This window comes from Collinsella aerofaciens (assembly GCF_039752955.1).
Lineage (GTDB): Bacteria > Actinomycetota > Coriobacteriia > Coriobacteriales > Coriobacteriaceae > Collinsella > Collinsella aerofaciens_BI.
In genome coordinates, this window is record NZ_JBDMHB010000013.1 from 25,111 (window position 1) to 42,522 (window position 17,412).

15 protein-coding genes and 2 tRNA genes are annotated in these 17,412 nt (G+C 60.5%); 2 read left to right on the forward strand and 15 right to left on the reverse strand.

Annotation, left to right across the window (positions count from 1 at the left end):
• Nucleotides 1-5: 5 nt before the first annotated feature.
• Complete coding sequence (gene gltB / locus ABHR75_RS04625) at nt 6-4,703, reverse strand: glutamate synthase large subunit (RefSeq protein ID WP_346963764.1); 4,698 nt, start codon at nt 4,701-4,703, stop codon at nt 6-8.
• 362 nt (nt 4,704-5,065) lie between these two features.
• Between gltB and ABHR75_RS04630 the strand changes: the two genes are divergently transcribed.
• Entirely contained in the window at nt 5,066-6,322 is a 1,257-nt protein-coding gene (locus ABHR75_RS04630; protein WP_346963765.1) for an Nramp family divalent metal transporter, read from the forward strand.
• A 151-nt stretch (nt 6,323-6,473) separates the two neighbouring features.
• On the opposite strand, the gene ABHR75_RS04635 is transcribed toward ABHR75_RS04630, so the two are convergent.
• From ABHR75_RS04635 to ABHR75_RS04660, 6 genes are all read right to left on the reverse strand, one after another.
• On the reverse strand, nt 6,474-6,617 hold the full coding sequence (locus ABHR75_RS04635; protein WP_035137395.1) for a rubredoxin-like domain-containing protein: 144 nt from the start codon (nt 6,615-6,617) through the stop codon (nt 6,474-6,476).
• Nucleotides 6,618-6,705: 88 nt separating this feature from the next.
• A complete protein-coding gene (locus ABHR75_RS04640) occupies nt 6,706-7,209 on the reverse strand; it encodes a flavin reductase family protein (RefSeq protein ID WP_346963766.1) in 504 nt (167 codons plus the stop codon).
• A gap of 206 nt (nt 7,210-7,415) precedes the next feature.
• Nucleotides 7,416-7,886: an SsrA-binding protein SmpB gene (smpB, locus tag ABHR75_RS04645; protein WP_006235325.1), complete on the reverse strand. Its 471-nt coding sequence runs from the start codon at nt 7,884-7,886 to the stop codon at nt 7,416-7,418.
• A complete protein-coding gene (locus ABHR75_RS04650) occupies nt 7,876-8,793 on the reverse strand; it encodes a tetratricopeptide repeat protein (RefSeq protein ID WP_271759129.1) in 918 nt (305 codons plus the stop codon). The genes smpB and ABHR75_RS04650 overlap by 11 nt, the downstream gene beginning before the upstream one ends.
• 97 nt (nt 8,794-8,890) lie before the next feature.
• Nucleotides 8,891-8,967: transfer RNA gene (locus tag ABHR75_RS04655), tRNA-Glu, on the reverse strand.
• A gap of 17 nt (nt 8,968-8,984) precedes the next feature.
• A tRNA-Gln gene (locus ABHR75_RS04660) sits at nt 8,985-9,058 on the reverse strand.
• 276 nt (nt 9,059-9,334) lie between these two features.
• Between ABHR75_RS04660 and ABHR75_RS04665 the strand changes: the two genes are divergently transcribed.
• Nucleotides 9,335-9,745 carry a hypothetical protein gene (locus ABHR75_RS04665; protein WP_346963767.1) on the forward strand — a complete coding sequence of 137 codons (411 nt, stop codon included), beginning with the start codon at nt 9,335-9,337 and terminating at the stop codon, nt 9,743-9,745.
• A gap of 195 nt (nt 9,746-9,940) precedes the next feature.
• Here ABHR75_RS04665 and ABHR75_RS04670 read toward each other — a convergent pair whose 3' ends face one another.
• The 8 genes from ABHR75_RS04670 to ABHR75_RS04705 all read right to left on the reverse strand — a co-directional run.
• Nucleotides 9,941-10,300, reverse strand: a complete 360-nt coding sequence (locus ABHR75_RS04670; protein WP_117773333.1) for an arsenate reductase family protein — start codon at nt 10,298-10,300, stop codon at nt 9,941-9,943.
• A gap of 92 nt (nt 10,301-10,392) precedes the next feature.
• On the reverse strand, nt 10,393-11,445 hold the full coding sequence (locus ABHR75_RS04675) for a MupG family TIM beta-alpha barrel fold protein (RefSeq protein WP_238022392.1): 1,053 nt from the start codon (nt 11,443-11,445) through the stop codon (nt 10,393-10,395).
• A gap of 117 nt (nt 11,446-11,562) precedes the next feature.
• A complete protein-coding gene (locus ABHR75_RS04680; RefSeq protein ID WP_055310344.1) occupies nt 11,563-12,993 on the reverse strand; it encodes a PTS transporter subunit EIIC in 1,431 nt (476 codons plus the stop codon).
• Between the two features lie 57 nt (nt 12,994-13,050).
• A complete protein-coding gene (gene murQ, locus ABHR75_RS04685; RefSeq protein WP_346963768.1) occupies nt 13,051-13,974 on the reverse strand; it encodes an N-acetylmuramic acid 6-phosphate etherase in 924 nt (307 codons plus the stop codon).
• A gap of 10 nt (nt 13,975-13,984) precedes the next feature.
• Nucleotides 13,985-14,836: a MurR/RpiR family transcriptional regulator gene (locus ABHR75_RS04690; protein WP_055310345.1), complete on the reverse strand. Its 852-nt coding sequence runs from the start codon at nt 14,834-14,836 to the stop codon at nt 13,985-13,987.
• Nucleotides 14,837-15,040: 204 nt separating this feature from the next.
• The gene (locus ABHR75_RS04695; RefSeq protein ID WP_346963769.1) at nt 15,041-15,622 is read right to left on the reverse strand and encodes a VanZ family protein; all 582 of its coding nucleotides are present in this window, start codon (nt 15,620-15,622) and stop codon (nt 15,041-15,043) included.
• Nucleotides 15,623-15,726: 104 nt separating this feature from the next.
• Complete coding sequence (locus tag ABHR75_RS04700; RefSeq protein WP_055285671.1) at nt 15,727-16,332, reverse strand: recombinase family protein; 606 nt, start codon at nt 16,330-16,332, stop codon at nt 15,727-15,729.
• A 177-nt stretch (nt 16,333-16,509) separates the two neighbouring features.
• Nucleotides 16,510-17,412 (reverse strand): RNB domain-containing ribonuclease (locus ABHR75_RS04705; RefSeq protein ID WP_346963770.1); only part of this gene is annotated, 903 nt, incomplete at its 5' end.

A 17,412-nucleotide genomic window follows, 5' to 3' on the forward strand; every position in this document is an offset into this window, starting at 1 on the left:
GGCACTTACGCCTCCTTCTTGGTCGAAGCAACAGAGCTGGCAGCCACGGACGCAGCGCCCGCAGCACCGCCCGCGGCATCGAAGCGAGCGACATCCGCGGCACTCGCGCGACCGGTCACAATGTCAAACGCCAGCTCCTCAGCCTGCGCATGCGACTTGCCCACAGCCTCGCCCGCAGCGACAATCGCCAGCACGCGCTCGTACTCGGTCGGAATGACCTTCACAAAGTGCTTGCTCATCGTCTCAAAGCTGTAGAGCAGCTTAATGCCGCGCGGACTCTGGGTCGCATCCACGTGCTCCTGGATGAGCTCGCGAATCTGCACCAGCTCGGCGGCCGTCGGGGCCTTGAGTTCAACGCTCTCGTGGTTCACACGGGCATCGAGCGTGCCGTACTGGTCAAAGACATAGGCCACGCCACCTGTCATGCCGGCGGCGAAGTTCTGCCCGACCTCGCCCAGGATGAGCGCCAGACCGCCCGTCATGTACTCGCAGCCATGGTTGCCGCAGCCCTCGACCACCACGGTGGCACCGGAGTTGCGTACGCCAAAGCGCTGGCCGGCCAGGCCGTTAATGAAGCCGCGGCCGCTCGTGGCACCAAAGAACGCAACGTTGCCCACGATGATGTTCTCGTCGAACTTGTAGGTCGCATGCGGGTTGGGGCGCACCGACACCTCGCCGCCCGAAAGGCCCTTGCCAAAGTAGTCGTTGGCGTCACCGCACACGTTGAGCGTAATGCCGCGCGGCAGGAACGCGCCAAAACTCTGACCGGCCGAACCGTCGCAATCGATGGTAATGGAGCCGGCGGGCAGGCCCTCGGGATGCGCCTTGGTCACCGCGTTGCCCAGGATAGTGCCCACGCAGCGGTTGACGTTGGCGATATCGGCGCGGAAGCGAATCGGACGCAGGTGCGCACGGGCATCGGCCGTATAGGGCACGAACAACGTGGAGTCGAGCGTCTTGTCGAGCTCGCTGTCCGCGGCCATCTGCGGCAGGAAGTGGCGGCCATCGGCACCCGGGATATGGGCACCGAACTCGCAGGTCGCGCTCGCCAGCACGGGCGACAGATCGAGCAGGTTGGCCTTGCGGTTGCCCGGGACCTCGATCTGGCGCAAGCACTCGGGGTGGCCGACCATCTCGTCGACGGTGCGGAAGCCCAGGCTCGCCATGACCTCGCGCAGCTGCTCGGCAACAAAGAGCATAAAGTGCTCAACGTGCTCGGGCTTGCCGCGGAAGCCGCGACGCAGGCGGCAGTTTTGCGTAGCGATGCCGGCCGGGCAGGTGTCCTGCTGGCAGTCGCGCTGCATGAGGCAGCCCATGGAGATGAGCGGCATGGTCGCAAAGCCAAACTCCTCGGCGCCCAGCAAGCAGGCGACGGCGACGTCGGTGCCGTCCATGAGCTTGCCGTCGGCCTCGAGCACCACGCGGGAGCGCAGGCCGTTTTGCAGCAACGTCTGCTGAGCCTCGGCAAGGCCAAGCTCCAGCGGCAGACCCGCATGCCAGATAGAGTCGCGCGCAGCGGCACCCGAGCCGCCATTGTGGCCGCTGATCAAGATCTTGTCGGCGGCACCCTTGGCCACGCCGGTAGCAATGGTGCCGACGCCGGCCTCGCTGACCAGCTTGACCGACACGCGCGCACCGGGGTTGGCGTTCTTAAGATCGAAGATAAGCTCCGCCAGGTCCTCGATGGAGTAGATGTCGTGGTGCGGCGGAGGCGAGATCAGGCCGATGCCAGGCGTGGACTGACGGACCTCGGCGATCCAGGGGTAGACCTTCTTGCCGGGCAGGTGGCCACCCTCGCCGGGCTTGGCACCCTGGGCCATCTTGATCTGAATCTCAAAGGCGCTGCAAAGATAGCGGCTCGTCACGCCAAAGCGCGCACTTGCCACCTGCTTGATCGCTGAGTTCTTGGAGTCGCCGTTGGCCAGCGGGGTCTCGCGACGCGGATCCTCGCCGCCCTCGCCCGAGTTGGAACGGCCATGCAGGCGGTTCATGGCGATGGCCATACACTCGTGTGCCTCTTTGCTGATGGAACCGTACGACATGGCGCCGGTGTTAAAGCGGCGGACGATGTTGAGCGCGGGCTCCACCTCGTCGAGCGAAACCGGCGTGTGGCCACTGGCATCAAAGTCGAGCAAGTCGCGCAGGCGCACGGCACGGCCGGTGCGGTGCAGGCGGGCGCTGTACTCCTTAAAGGTGTCGTAGCTGTCCTCACGGCAGGCGGTCTGCAGCAAGTAGACGGTCTGCGGATCGATCAGGTGATCCTCGCCGCCGAGCGGGCGCCACTTGGTCAGACCCAGCGTGGGCAGCTGCTCGGGAGCCGGGCTCTTAAGGATAGCGAGCGCAGCGTCGTAGCGCTCGCTTTGCTCGCGCTCGACGTCCTCGACACCCATACCGCCCACACGGCTCACCGTGCCGGCGAAGTACGCGTTGACGAACTCCGGCGTAAAGCCCACGGCCTCGAAGATCTGCGCCGAATGGTAGCTCTGCACCGTGGAGATGCCCATCTTGGACATGATGGAGACGATGCCGGCGGTCGCAGCCTTATTGTAGTTGGCGATGCCCTGCTCGGCCGTCACGTCCAGGTCGCCGCGTGCCGCCAGATCGCGGATGCACGCATGTGCGTTGTACGGATAGATGCCGCTCGCAGAGTAGCCCACCAGTGCCGCAAAGTCGTGCGGGGACACGGCGTCGCCGCACTCCACCACGATGTCGGCAAAGGTGCGCACGCCGGCGCGGATCAGGTGGTTGTGCACGCAGCCCACGGCAAGCAGCGACGGTACGGACACCTCGCCCGCTCCGGCGCGATCGCTCAGCACCACGATGTTCACGCCGTCGCGGACCGCAGCCTCAACGTTCTCTGCAAGCTGCTTGAGCGTAGCCTGCAGCGCGCCCTCGCCGGCATCGCGGCGGTAGACGGCACGGAAGCGACGGGTCTTAAAGCCCACGCGGTCGATGGCGCAGATGCAGTCGAACTCCTCCTCGTTGAGCAACGGGCACTCCAAGCGCACCAGCTGGCAGGCCGTGCGGGAGTCCTCGAGCAGGTTGCCGTGGTTGCCCAGATAGAGCGTGGTCGAAGTCACCATGTGCTCGCGCAGAGCATCAATCGGCGGATTCGTAACCTGGGCGAACAGCTGATAGAAGTAGTCAAAGAACGAGCGCGTCTTCTTGGACAGGCAAGCCAACGGTGCGTCGATGCCCATCGAGGCGAGCGGGGCCTTGCCCTGCTGGGCCATGGGACGCACGACCTCGTCGACGTCATCCCAGTGGTAGCCGAGCTTGGCCATGCGCACGGCGGCGGGCACCTCGGCGTCCTCGGCGGGCGTTGCCGCAACGGGCTCATCGAGCGCGTCAACGGTCAGCGTCTCCTCGGCAATCCAATCACGGTAGGGCTTTTCCTTGGCATAACGGGCGCGCAGCTCGTCGTTGTAGATGACGCGCCCGCGGGCAAAGTCAACCTCGAGCATCTGGCCCGGCCCCAGACAGCCGCTCGTCAGGATGTTCTCGGGGCTCACCTCGATGGTGCCCACCTCGCTTGCCAGCATAAAGCGGCCGTCGCGCGTCACGTAGTAACGAGCGGGGCGCAGGCCGTTACGGTCGAGAGCGGCGCCCAGCGTGCGACCGTCGGTAAAGGCGATGGCCGCCGGGCCATCCCACGGCTCCATGAGCATGGACTGGTAGGCGTCGTAGGCGCGGCGCTCCTCACTCAGGCTGTCGTTGTGGTCCCACGGCTCGGGCAGCAGCATGGACGCGGCACGCGTGAGCGGGCGACCGTTCATGACCAGGAACTCAAGCACATTGTCCAGAATCGCGGAATCGGAGCCCTCGCGGTTGATGATGGGCATCACGCGCTCAAGATCGTGCTGCAACACGGGGCTGTACAGGTTGGGTTCGCGGGCGCGAATCCAGTTGACGTTGCCCTTGAGGGTGTTGATCTCGCCGTTGTGGATGATAAAGCGGTTGGGGTGCGCGCGCTCCCAACTGGGCGTGGTGTTGGTGGAGTAGCGCGAGTGGACGAGCGCCACGGCCGTCTTGACGGCGGCGTCGTTGAGGTCGATGAAGAAGCGGCGCATCTGCGTGGCGACCAGCATGCCCTTGTACACGATGGTGCGCGAGCTCATGGAGCACACGTAGAAGATCTTGTCGCGCAGGGCAAACTCGGCATCGGCCTTCTTCTCGATGGTGCGGCGGCACACGTACAGACGGCGCTCGAAGGCGTCGCCCGCCGGCGTGTCGTCCGGACGACCCAGGAAGGCCTGCAGGATAGTGGGCATACAGGCGCGGGCCGTCTCGCCCAGGTCGTGCGGGTCGACCGGCACCTCGCGCCAAAAGAGCAGCGGCACGCCGGCCTCGGCGCAGCCCTCCTCAAACACGCGGCGGGCATCCTCTACGCCCTTCTCGTCCTGCGGGAAGAACAGCATGGCCACGCCATAGTCGCCCTCTGTCGGCAGAATCTGGCCGCACTTTTGGGCCTCTTTACGGAAAAAGTGATGCGGAACCTGGAACAGGATGCCGGCGCCGTCGCCGGTGTTCTTCTCGAGCCCCGTGCCGCCGCGGTGCTCCAAGTTAACCAGAATGGACAGTGCGTCGTCCAGGATCTGGTGATGGCGCTCGCCGTTGATATCGGCAAGCGCGCCGATGCCGCATGCATCGTGGTCGAATTCGGGGCGATAAAGGCCCTGCTGCTGAGCGGAATCTGCCTGCATCGCGATCCTCCCCTAGCTATTAGACAGTCAGTTGACTAGGCATACTAGGTGCATCGCCGGCCCGTTGTGTTTCCCGCCCGTTTCGAAACAATCGCGTAACGCACGCCCTACGATTGGACACCGCCGACCTCAAGGGCGACAACAAGGGTCCCAAGTTCGGCCTGTAAGCTCACCGCTTCAAACATCTCAATCTGTAACAGGAAGACCCAATTTTGGCGCCTAGATGTTACAGATCAAGACATTTCGGTAACCCCCCTTTCACCATCCTATTCAAATACAACAATTTTGTTAGCTTTGATTAACTTTTTAGCCTAAAACGGGTATCCTTGCGGCGTCAAACAAACGGCACGCAGGAGCTCACCATGCTCAACCATCTCAAACAACACTTTGGTTCCCGGCGCACCGGTGGTCACGGAGGCCTAGACATTGCGCGGCATATCGGCCCCGGGTTGCTCGTCACCGTCGGCTTTATCGACCCGGGCAACTGGGCCTCCAATATGGCCGCGGGCTCGCAGTTTGGCTACGCGCTGCTGTGGATCGTCACGCTGTCCACAATTATGCTCATTGTGCTGCAGCACAACGCGGCGCACCTGGGCATCGCCACGGGCACCTGTCTTGCCGAGGCCACGACACACTACCTCCCCCGCATCGTGGGACACATGGTGCTCGCCAGCGCCTATCTCGCGACCATCGCCACCGCCATGGCCGAAGTCCTGGGTGGCGCGATTGCCCTTCAAATGCTCTTTGGGCTGCCCGTGCGCGCGGGCTGCGTCATCGTGGCGGCAGTATCGATGGCGATGCTCATGACGAGCTCCTACAAGCGCGCCGAGCGATGGATCATCGCCTTCGTAGGCGTGGTAGGACTCTCGTTTTTGGCTGAGCTTACGCTGGTCAAGGTCGACTGGCCGCAGGCCGCCGCAAGCTGGATCACACCCAGTATGCCCACCGGCTCGGCCGCGATTATCGTAAGTGTCCTAGGCGCGGTTGTTATGCCTCACAACCTCTTCCTGCACTCCGAGGTCATCCAATCCATGCACTTCGAAGGCCAAGGCGAGCAGGTTATCGAGGAACGTCTGCGCTACGAGCTCTTCGACACGCTCTTTTCGATGGGCGTGGGCTGGGCGATCAACTCGGCCATGGTCATCCTGGCCGCAACGACCTTCTTTGCGCACGGCATTGTCGTAGACGACCTCGCCGTCGCAGCGGACACGCTCTCCCCCATTCTGGGCCCGGCAAGCTCGACCATCTTTGCGGTGGCACTGCTGTTTGCGGGCATATCGAGTAGTGTGACGGCGGGCATGGCGGCGGGCACCATCACCGCGGGCATGTTCGACGAGGAATACGACATCCACGACCGACATTCCTCGATCGGGGTGGCGGCTTGTTTCGTCGGCGCAGTGGCGGCGTGCTTGGTCGTCCCAAATCCTTTTGAGGGTCTCATCTGGAGTCAGGCGCTGCTGTCGCTTCAGTTGCCGATTACGGTCTTTGTGCTCATACGGCTCACCAGCTCACGCCGTGTCATGGGCAAATACGTCAACTCGCGCCCGCTCAACGCGCTGCTCGTAGGGATCGGTGCCATCGTGACGATTCTCGACATCGTGCTGCTAACGGGAATGTAATTGGGATGGCGTGGCTGTCCAGATATAACGTCTTAATCTGTAACACGTGAGACCGTTTTAAACCGTCAGATAAATCAAAAGGGTCCCGGCCGAGAATTCGACCGGGACCCTTGGACAGAGCTATGTTCGGCTTTCGCCGTGTGCCTGCGAGTTACTCCTCGACGAGCTCAAACTGATCGGGACCGACGCCGCACACCGGGCACACGTAGTCCTCGGGCAGCTCGGGCGTGTCGACCTCAACCTCGTAACCGCAAACGGTGCACACAAACTTATACGTCTTCTTTTCCTCAGCCATGATGTTCTCCTCTCGAACGTGACTGCTGGTGTACTTACTTATTAGTATATATTCTCAATAGTATAATGCAAGTATTTTTAGAACATTTCTAGCCTTGATACGACGAGGCTTTGGGCGGCGTCTTGCCCTTTAGCACCTTGTGATAGTAGTCGTACGTCAGCGGCGTCTCGTCGCTCAGGCGCTCGGCATCCTCCACCTCGCCGATAAAGAGCAGGTGCGTGCCCACATCCACAGTGTCGATCAAACGGCAGCTAAACAGGGCCGCCGCGTGCTCGGGCACATAGGGCATGCCCAGAGCCGTCTCGCGGGTCTCGTATTTGGCAAACTTGTCATAATCGCTGCTGGTGCGGAACCCAAAGTTACCGATGTAGAGCATATCGGCGGTCTGATCGATCACGGTCAGCGCGAACGCTTTGGCCGATGCGATGACGCCCGAGGTGACATTGTCCTTGTTCACGGCAACCGAGATGCGCGGCGGGGCGGATGTCACCTGCACCGCTGTGTTGATAACGCAGCCGGCACGCAGCCCGTCGGCCGCGGCACTCACCACATACAGGCCGCTCGGCATCGTAAAGAACGCAGTTTTGTCCATAACGATCACTCCCCTAACCCAGGATTGAACCTCATGGATGTATGTACCCACAAAAAAGGCGGCACCCATAACGGACGCCGCCTTTGAGACATATGTGTCAGAACAGTAAGAAAGATAAGACGCCCGCAGTTGCGGTGAAATAGGGACTGAATAGCCCCTCAAACAGGCAAAACAGTCCGTATCTCACCGCAACTTATATAGAGCGCCTACCGGTTGCGTTCCTTGAGGGCGCGGTCGATCTCGCGTTGGACATCACGCTTGGCCATGTCCTCGCGCTTGTCGTAGAGCTTCTTGCCGCGACCCAGACCCAGCAGCAGCTTTACGCGGCCGTCGGTATTAAAGTAGAGTTCCAACGGAACCAGCGCATAACCACGGTTGCGAAGTTTGCCGTCAAGAAAGTCGATCTCCTTGCGGTGCAGCAGCAGACGACGCCGACGGTCGGGATCGCGATTCCACACGCCACCATGGCTATAAGGGTGGATATGCAGTCCGACGAGCCAGCACTCGCCGCCACGAATCAGCGCAAAAGTGTCAGTGATCTGACAGGCGCGCTCGCGAATCGACTTGACCTCGGTGCCGCTCAGCTCAATACCGCACTCAAACGTCTCATCGATAAAGTACTCGTGATGTGCCGAGCGATTCTTGGAAATGAGTTTGCGCTCGCGCTTACTGGGCATCGCCGGCCTCCTTGGCGCCATCGGTTCCCTTGTCGGCACCTGCGCGCTTTGCCTTGCGCTCGGCATTGAGCTCGGCATCGCTCTCGCGCACCAGTTTGATAATCGCCGCGCAGGCCTCCTCGCCCACCAAGTCGCGAGCACGCACCGTCAGGCGCGTCGCCTCCTGCTTGTCGCCGTCGCTTGCAGCATCGGTCGCACACATGATCAGGCAGATGGCGATCTCGGCCGAAGGTGAGGTCGGCACGCCCTGCAGGGCGAGCTCACCCATCACGTGGTCGTCGCTCTCATCGGCGGCATCCGGATAGGTGGTATGGATCTTGTTGAGCAGGCGCGTCGTATGCGCATCGTTGGGCGCCAGGCGCAGCGCCAGACGCGCGCAGCCCACGGCAGCCGAAACGTTCTCGGTCTCGGGCTCCAAGAAGTACTGACCTAGATTGGCGTAAGCGCGGGCGGCGCACTTGCCATCGCTTGCACGCTCCAGCACCGAGAACGAGAGCGATGCCCATTCCTGCTTGTCCTCGAGAGCGCGGAACAGCTCGGCCAGATCCAGGCGGTAGTTGCAGTTCATGGGGTCCCAGCGCACGGCCTGCATCAAGGCGTTGCGAGCACTCACATAATCCTGCTGGCGAATGTAGGCAAACGCCATGTCAGAGTACAGGCGGTCAAACGGCACCTCGACCTGCACGAGCTCGCGCGGATCCTTCTCCACGCGGCGATAGGCCAAGCGCTCAAACTTGCTATCGAAGCTAAAGTATTGACGCTTCTCCTCCGTCTTGCACTCAGCGTCGATATACTCCTCGGCGAGCTCCACCAGACGCTCCAGCAGCGGCGTCGCCGTAGCCAGGTCGCCCTGCGCCAGATAGTTCTCGGCATACGTGATGTCTTGCAAGCTGATGGGCAGATCCATGGCTACTCCTCGATCCGGGCGGCAGACTCAACGCGCGCCTTAAGCATCGGTCAATACACAAAACCCGGGTCTCTTACGAGGCCCGGGCATTCAATTTTGGTAGCCCGTACCAGATTCGAACTGGTGATCTCCGCCTTGAGAGGGCGGCGTCCTAAACCGCTAGACGAACGGGCCATATGTAGCAAATGCAATGGCTGGGATGGAGGGAGTCGAACCCCCATTGACGGAACCAGAATCCGCTGTCCTGCCATTAGACGACATCCCAATGACTGCATCGCTGCGCTCGGCTGTGCCTTTGCGCAAGAAAGAAATATACGGGAAGTCTCGCCGTGACGCAAGCCCCAATTTTGACTTTTTTGAAATTCAGTCAAATTGGCCTAGTTTAGTCCAACCCGTGAAGGACCTGTGAAGCCAACCGCTATACACGAAGGGCAAAACGCCGCGAGCGGTAGCCGTCAACCGTTGGCAGATTCTACCGTGAAAACGATAGCACCAGGCAACACAATCGAAGTATCAATGATTGCGTAGATATCGAGGCGCCATGGACGAAGAGCTTGATTACCTATGGGAGACCCTGGGCCTCGAGATCGCTGCTGACCTTTGGCCCGAACGGGACAAAATCCATCCCACACTGCGCCCCGCCATCACGGTGATGCAGGCAAAATACCGCCGTGCATCCTTTTTGATCATGCGGATGTCATGGCACGCGGGACTCCCCGACCTTAAGCGAATCCAGGCAAGCCTCGTCGAGTTGTCCGGTATGCCGACCGTCATATCCGAGGCGCACCTGGAGCAGCGCCAGCGCGAGCGACTGCAACAGCAGCGGATTCCCTTTATCTGCCCCGGCGTTCAGGCATATCTGCCCTTTATGGACGAGGAGTACTGGAGCGGCAAGCCCAACAAGCACGTAAAGGTCTACGATCCGCACGAATGGGCGCGGCTTGAGGATTAGCGCATATGCCCGCCAACCGGAAAGCTCATCCCGGAATTTACGTCCAGAACGGGACGCGCTTTCCCCTAGAGGCCCCAAACGGAAACCGTATCCCAGATTTCGCGCTCAAACTGGGATACGGTTTCCGCTAGCCCCTTCAACCGGAAACTGCGTCCCGGAATCCGAGCTTAAAACGGGACGCACTTTCCGCAGCCGCTACAGCAACGCCTCGGCCCAAGCCGCTTCCCTAAAGCCGGGAATCGCAAAGTCGTCGCCCACCAGCAGCGGACGCTTGACCAGCATGCCGTCGGTCGCCAGCAGCTCGTAGCACTCCTGATCCGTCATGCCCGCATCCAGACGCGCCTTCAGGCCCAGCTCTCGATATTTCATGCCCGACGAATTAAAGAAGCGCCGCACCGGCAGCCCCGAACGAGCAATCCAGGTCGCAAGCTCATCAGCCGTGGGATTGTCCAAAACGATATCGCGATCGATATACTCTACCCCATGTTCGTCCAGCCATGCCTTGGCCTTCTTACAGGTCGAGCACTTGGGATATTCGACAAACAGTACGGTCATGGGAATCCTCCGAATATAGATCGGCCAACGCAGGCACACGCCACACGAGGCGCCTTCGTATGATGGGCCAATTGTAGCCCGCGGGTCACACGTTAAACGAACCGTACCCCGAATCCGCGCTTGATAAACGGCAGCAGTTCCATTGCTTCGGGCGTGATATGGCCCGCAACGTTCATGCGCTCGTCACCGGGAAGATCGACCCGCGCAATCTCAAGCTCGCCTTCGTAGCGCCCATATCCGCTATTGCTCACAGCGATCGACCCCGCCTTTCGCGGCAGGCCGGCTCCGGCATCCGTCGGCACGGAATCCGGCTTAAGCGTCGTACGTGACTCCTGAGACCTAAAGATGAGGACGCTCGAGTCGGGCCGGTCGTGATGAATCTGCCCGCGCACATAGGCATAACCGGGCTCAAGCTCGCATTGCAGGTCCACGTATCCGGCGGAAACTTGAGCAAACTGCGCCCAGCCCGCATCGGATAGATCGGGGTCGCCGACCAACACAATGTCGCAATCGGCGCCATGTGCAAGCTCAAGCATATTGAGAGCAACTTTTGACGCGCGACCGCGCTGCGCCTCGACCGTCGGCAGTCCCTCGAATACCGGCCCGCGAACGTTAGCATCACCCGGCACAAAAGCCATGATTTCGAATCCAAGGGCCGCAAGACGAAGATTCACCCGAGCAATGTCCTCCAAAGCTAAACCGGTATAAGGCTTGGGGTAAAAATTGTGGCAGGCGGCAAAACGAGTCACATCGGCACCGGCCTCACGCCACGATGCGATTTCATCAGAACTCACCGTCGATGCATTGACCACAATGTGAAATACACCGGACAGCTCCGCGACCCGCTGGGCGCTAAAGCCATAGTCCAAACGAAGGTATTCCAACCCCAGATCGCGCAGGTCCTCGATGCGCTCAAGCCCGAGCAAATCGCACGTGCGAGGCCCCACATCGGCAATGAGCGCAATGCCGCGGGCGGAAAGCAGCGACAGCACATGACGGACCTTATCGGCATACGCCGCTCCCCCATCCTCGGGAATATGCAGCGAGGTGAACGCATGGCGCGCACCCGCCGCGGCACCATGTTCAATCGTCCGCTCAATATCCTGCAGAGGGCTGGAAAGATAAATCGAAATACCCGTTTTCACGCTTCAACGCTCCTTTAAAAAAGGCCGGCGGAGCAGCTAGCCCCGCCGGCACAACCATAACATCAAGAAATCTGCCGCGCGCCGCGAACCCTGGGCAACACGGCTCGCGATATCAAACTACTCGCCAAAGAACTCGTTGATCTTCTGCTCGTCGACACCGAAGAACCACGTCAGGACAAAACCGGCGGCATAGGCAAGCAGCATAGCGGCAACGTAGCCGAGCTGCTGGCCAGGAACGACGATTAGCAGACCAAACAGACCGGAAACGCCTTGGGAAACCGTGCCGATGTGAAGCAGCGCCGCGAGCGCGCCGCCAAATCCGGCACCCAGGCAGGCCGTCACAAACGGACGAACGAGCGGCAGCGTAACAGCATACATCAGAGGCTCGCCCACACCCAGGATTCCAACGGGAATGGACTCTGCGACGTACTTCTTGAGCTTGGCGTTCTTGGTCTTAAAGTACAGCGCCAAACCGGCACCGACCTGGCCGCCGCCAGCCATCATAAGGATGGGAAGCAGGTAATTGATGCCCTTGGTAGCTCCGTCGGGATCGTTGAGCATAGCGTGGATCGGCGTGAGCGCCTGATGCAGGCCGACGGACACCAGCGGCAAGAAGCCTGCCGACAGGATATAGCCGCCCAGGACGCCCAGCTTCTCGAAGATAAAGGTCAAAACGCTAAAGATGGCAGTCGTCAGCCATGCGCCAACCGGCTGGATGACGAGCATCAGAGCAAAGGCGCCGATGATGAGCACCAGCAGCGGGGACAAAAACGTGTCGAGTGCGTTGGGCATAACCTTGCGAATCTGACGCTCCATCCAGGCAAAAAATGCGCCAGCGATGAGAGCCGCGATCATGCCGCCCGCTGCGGGGTTGTACTGCGCATTGGTGAGCGGCAGCAGAATGGCAGTGGCAGGATCAGCCGCGCCAGGCGCAAGCAGGGGCATGGCACTGTTGGCGATGCACATCATGCCGGCGATGCCGCCCAGCGCAGCGGAGCCACCAAACTCACGTGCCGCGTTATAGCCCACCAAGATGGGCAGATAGGCAAACAGGGCCCAGCCCATGGAACGAATGCCCTGGTACCACCACTCACCTGCGAGCGCGCCTGCCGTCGAGACGTTAATGACGTTGCAGATACCGTTGATGAGGCCAGCCGCAATGATGCCGGGAAGCAGGGCGACGAAGACATTGGAAATCTTCTTGAGGAAGGCCTGAACCGGCTTGGACTCGTACTTGGCTTTCTGCGCGGCCTTGTTTGTGGCCGCAGCGTCAACCACGCTCTCGTCGGCAACGCCTTTCGCAAGGCCGGTGAGCTTGGAGAACTCCTCGAGCACCTTATTCACCTTGCCCGGACCCAGCACGATCTGCATCGTGTCGTCCTCGACCAGACCCATCACGCCGTCGAGTGCCTTAATGCCCTCCGTGTCGACGTTGCCCGCGTCTTTGACGGTCACGCGCAAGCGCGTCATGCACGCCGCGTTTGCGAGCACGTTGTCTTTACCGCCCAAAAGGTCCAGCAGCTTTTGAGCCAGCTCTTTGTTCGTCATAACTCCTCCTTGTATTGGGTATCTCGTCTGGATGTCATATCAGCTCACGCCGCGCACCTATTGGGCATCGTCATTGCTCTTCTCATGGCCACTCACCGCAGCACGGACATGACCTCGCGCCCGCTCAAGAGCTACCGCAGCCTGCTCGGCATCGCAGTCCAGCAGTACCGAGACAATAGCGGTTTTTACGTGGCCGCCGGCATCTGCAAGCGCCTGAACAGCGCGCTCGCGCGTGCAGCCGGTCGCCTCCATCACGATGTTCTGGCCGCGCACCACCAGTTTCTCGTTCGTCTGCTGCACATCGACCATCAGGTTTTGGTATACCTTGCCAATCTTGACCATGGCACCGGTCGAAATCATGTTGAGAATGAGCTTTTGAACCGTTCCCGCCTTGAGCCTCGTTGAGCCGGTCAGTACCTCGGGACCGGGCAAGGGCTCAATGGCAAGATCTGCGCTCTCCCCGATCTTCGACCCTTGGTTGCAGGCAATTGCAATGGTCTTGCACCCAGTTGCCTTGGCGTACGCAAGGCCGCCCACCACATAAGGAGTACGGCCGCTTGCCGCCAGGCCAACGACAAGATCCTTGTCCGAGAGTCCACGCTCCCGCAGGTCGCTCGCGCCAAGCTCCTCGCTGTCTTCGGCACCTTCGACAGCCTTGATAAACGCCGTCTCGCCTCCGGCAATGAGCCCGACAATCAGATCGGGTGACACGCCAAACGTGGGCGGACACTCCGAAGCGTCGAGTACGCCCAGACGACCGCTGGTGCCTGCGCCCATGTAAAAGACGCGCCCGCCGCGCTCGAGTGCCTCAGCAGCCCAGTCGATTGCTGTGGCAACCTGGGGCAACACTTTCGTGACCGACTGGACGGCACGAAGATCCTCATCGTTCATCATCGTGACGATTTGCAGCGATGTCATCGTATCGAGGTCCATTGACCTTTGATTACGCTGTTCGGTCGTGAATTTTGTTAAATCGAGCATTTCATTCACCTCATCTTTCCTGTTTCTCGATGTAGTTTTGCTTTATGACATGCGTCGCCCGTTCGTAGTCGCTGGCAACGTAAGCAGCGTACAGGGCATCGACAACCATAAGCTGGGCCATACGCGAAGCCATGGCACCGCTGCGGACCAAGGGTTCACTCGCAGCAACGCCGAGCACGGCATCGGCCATGGTGGCAAGCTTGGATGATCCATCTACTTTGGTAACGGCCACAACGGGACAGTTGTGGCGTTGAGCCTCGGCGGTGCAGTCCAGCACTTCTTGCGTCAAGCCCGAGTAACTAAAGGCGATTGCCATATCGCCCTCATGCATGTTCTTGGCACATAAGAGCTGATCATGCCAGTCGTCGTACAAATGGCACTCTTTGTCGACACGCATGAGCTTTTGCGCCAGGTCGTGCGCGACCAAACGAGAGGCACCAATACCGAACAGATTGACCGCGCGCGCCCGCTTAAGACGGGCCGCGCATCGCTCCAAGACGGTGTAATCGAGCGTTCGCGCCGTCGCCTCGATCGTGCGCACGTTGCTTTTCATCACCTTCCCCACGATACGTTCGACGCTGTCATCCATGGAGATGTCCTCGAGGGCTACGTCTTTCTTGTCACCTAAGAGCGCCAGCTCGGCAATCAGTTCGCGCTGGAACTCCTTGTAGCCCGCAAAACCCAAACGCTTGCAAAAGCGCAAAATGCTCGAGGGCGAGGAGAACGTGACATCGGCAAGACCGCGGACGGACAGCCCGACCACCTCGTGCGGATGAGCGCTTACATATGCGATGACATTGCGTTCCGCCGGGCTCGCGCTGAGCTCACGCTCGCGAAGCCGCAAAAGCAATCCGTTTGCCATCTCAAACACCTCCGTTGAGAAGAATTAAAGACCAACGAACGATTCGTACCGGATACAAACAGCTTTTGCGGTACATTGTGCCGCATCGTGGCGCACAAAGGGCGAGCGTTCTACCGCTCGCCCCTCAAATCCGACCGCTCGGAAATACGCGCGACACAAAATAATTCAACAAGGTCGCATTATCAGAAACGGGTTTGTTACCGGCTAGCGCCTCGCATGGGCGCCGATCGGCCGAGTCGCATGGCGCACCAACGCCGCTGCCAGCAATACCAACAGCATGGCGGTGACATAGCCCGCAGCATCGAATCCTAAATCGATAACGTCGAAATGCCTGCCGGGAACAAAGATCTTATGCACCTGGTCGCCAACGGAGCAGGCAGCGCAAAAGAGAAACACAGGCACGCAACGGGAACACACACTCCATGGACGCCTGGAAAAGCAGACCACGATCACCGGGGCGACCAATCCGACGAAGAAAAACTCTACGGTATGGGCGACGCGACGGACGTTTGCGCCTACCCACATGCGAATGGAAGCAAGTCGACCAGGCTGGACCGTCGAGGCAGCCGGATTGGTACTCTCAGTCATGCCGTCCCCCGCCTGAATTTCACCCGTGATGCCGGTAGCCTGAACGCCCGTAGCCTGGCCCTCCACCACACGCGCGGTGGACTCGCTCAGCAACGACGTCTCCACCGCATTTTGCTCCGTCAGCACCCAGATGCCCGCCAGCGTTGCAGCGAACAGAACGATCGCGGTCCATCCGATTATTTGTTTTACGCGCGCCAAGGGCCAACCTCCTTTTTTGAATATCAGCGAGTGTAGCCCCAAATGGCATCGTCACCGTATCAAAATTTGAATCGCAACAGGAAGCGACAAAGCGACGCAAACCCCTACCCCGCCTCGCGCATCCAGCGATCGAACGTCCCCACGCACACGCCCAGGCACTTTGCCGCCTGGCTGCGGGTAATATCGCCCGCCTCATAGCTATCGCGCACCAGCTCAAACTGAGGAGGGCACGGCTTGCGAGGTCGACCGAAACGGACCCCTCGCGCCCGCGCCGCTGCAATTCCCTCCGCTTGGCGCCGATGGATATTCTCGCGCTCTACCTGCGCCACGTAGCTCAGCAGTTGCAGCACAATATCGGCAATCAGGACGTTGGTCACATCCGGCGCGCCGCTGGCCCTAGCGCGCGTGTCAAGCAATGGCATGTCCAACACCACAATGGCAACCCCGAGCTCCTTGGTAATGCGTCGCCATTCCTCAAGAATCTCGGAGTAATTACGGCCAAGTCGGTCGATAGAAAGCACCACCAGTACGTCCCCGTCTCCCAGGACGTGCAGCAGCTCGCGATAACGCGGTCGATCGAAGTCCTTGCCGCTCGCATGGTCGGCATAAATATTCGCCGAGCCCACGCCATAGGCGCCCAGCGCATCCAGCTGCCGATTAAGGTTCTGATCGCGCGAACTCACCCGCGCATAACCGTACACCGTCGCCATCTCATCCCCGCTTTCTTGTAAACCTGCCAAAAAGGGACAGGTTTATTTTGGTAGGTTTTACCTCTCAAATAGCAGGTAAGCGGGCGGCCGAGCAGACGGCAAGGTAGCCACGATTCAAATGCGAAGGGCGGTCCCGAAAGGCCGCCCTCCGCTCTCTCGCCACGAGTCGGGATTTAGCTAATGGATAAGCTTAAAGTCCAAGTGCCCACGCGTGGTATTGACGCGCGAGACCTCGATAATCACGCGCTGCCCCAGCTCGTAACGGGTGCCCGTGTCGGCACCTGTGAGCGTTAGCGCGTCCTCGTCGAACTCGAACCACTCGGTGCCCAGGCTCTTAATTGAAACCAGGCCCTCGACCTGTGTTAGGTCCAAGCGCACAAAGAGGCCCATGCTGCTAACCCACGAGACGGTTCCGGCATAGCGCTCACCCAGACGGTCCTCATAGTACTGGGCAATCTTGATCTTTTGCGTCGCATGGCTGGCGGCATCTGCCGCGCGCTCGGCATCGCTACATGCGCGGCAGATCTGCGGCAGAATGCGCGGCAGCGACTCGCGCCCCTTACCGATCAGCCGCGGCGTACGGACCAAGGCGTCCTTGCCGCCGAGCTGCTCATAGGCCAACTGCAGTTTGAGCACGCGGTGCACCACCAGATCGGGGTAGCGACGGATGGGACTCGTAAAGTGACAGTAGCACGGCGCGGCGAGCGCAAAGTGGCCCTCGTTGCGCGGCTTGTACAGCGCGCGCTGCATGCTGCGCAGAAGCAGCGTGTTGACGAGCGGTGCGTTGGCCGTACCGGCGGCAGCATCAACTGCAGCCTGCAGCTCATCGGGGCTCCCCAGGGCAATACCGGCAGCACGGCGATCGTCGATGATGCCTAGCTGCGCCAGCGCAACGGCAGCACCGTGCAGGCTATCGGGGCTCGGATCCTCATGCACACGATAGCAGGCCTCGATATCACGGTCTGCCAGCCACTCTGCAACGCACTCGTTGGCGAGCAGCATGGCTTCCTCGATAAGCGACGTGGCACACGAACGCTCACGCGCCACAATCTGCACGGGCACTCCGTCCTCATCCAATAG